The 725-nt window shown below is 55.0% G+C and carries 2 protein-coding genes and 1 pseudogene; 1 reads left to right on the top strand and 2 read right to left on the bottom strand.

What is annotated here, in order from left to right:
* Positions 1-205, top strand: a 205-nt coding sequence (locus tag VZ95_RS26155) for a hypothetical protein (RefSeq protein ID WP_198148417.1), incomplete at its 5' end; no start/stop codon positions are given.
* Positions 206-371: 166 nt separating this feature from the next.
* Here the strand turns inward: VZ95_RS26155 and VZ95_RS27570 are convergent.
* Positions 372-476, bottom strand: a pseudogene (locus VZ95_RS27570) (GpE family phage tail protein); the annotation flags it as partial.
* A gap of 11 nt (positions 477-487) precedes the next feature.
* Positions 488-725: phage tail assembly protein (locus tag VZ95_RS19340; protein ID WP_045777315.1), on the bottom strand; the 238-nt coding region annotated here is incomplete at its 5' end.

Genomic DNA, 725 nt, shown 5'->3' with positions numbered 1-725 from the left:
TTACTGCAGATACATTTCGGGGAAACTCGCTGCATTAGTCTCCTTTTCATTTGGAGATTATGGCGCTTATGCAGACGAAACAGAAGAATTTAATAAGGATCGCGTGCGCAGAATGGACGAGGCTTTTCTGGTCGATACAAGCCGCTGCCTAACACTTTTCGATGAGATCGAAGCAAAAATCTTAGCGGAGATGAAAAAGCCGTGAAGCATAGCTTCAGCATCGGAAACAGTTCGGAAAAAACCCCGGCAATCGCCGCCGGATCGCCCTTGGTCGCCGCCAGCGTGGTGCGAATTTTCTGCCGAACCTTGGCTCTGGGGTGAGGGGATCACAAGAGGCGACTGCTTGGGGAGGGTTTCCCCTCCCCAAACCCTTATCCTTGCCGGGCGTGGTAGGCCGCAGCGATGCCGTGCCAGAAGCGGAGGTCGGTAAGCGTGAGCGCTTCCAGTTCCGAGGGCGGCCAGTGGAAGACGGCGGCGAGATCGGCGACTAAATCATGCCATCCCCCAGCGAATCCTTCAAGAAAGGGAGCAGAAACTCCTGAATCTTGTAATAATCCTTCGAATCGAGGGCGTCGATCAGTTCCGCCGGTTCGCCGGATAGAATACTGATTAAGGCAACGGTCGCACCGACATTACTGTCTTGCCCTTCCAGCCGCCGCAACTCGCGCACCGTCAGTTCGGTGCGAAAGCTGAGGTCTTCGATCAGCCGCGTCGGGTGAATTGCA

The sequence above is a fragment of the Elstera litoralis genome (assembly GCF_000963705.1).
GTDB classification, from domain to species: Bacteria; Pseudomonadota; Alphaproteobacteria; order Elsterales; family Elsteraceae; genus Elstera; species Elstera litoralis.
The sequence above is the reverse complement of the archived record's forward strand: the minus strand, read 5'-3'. Positions and strand labels throughout refer to the sequence as shown.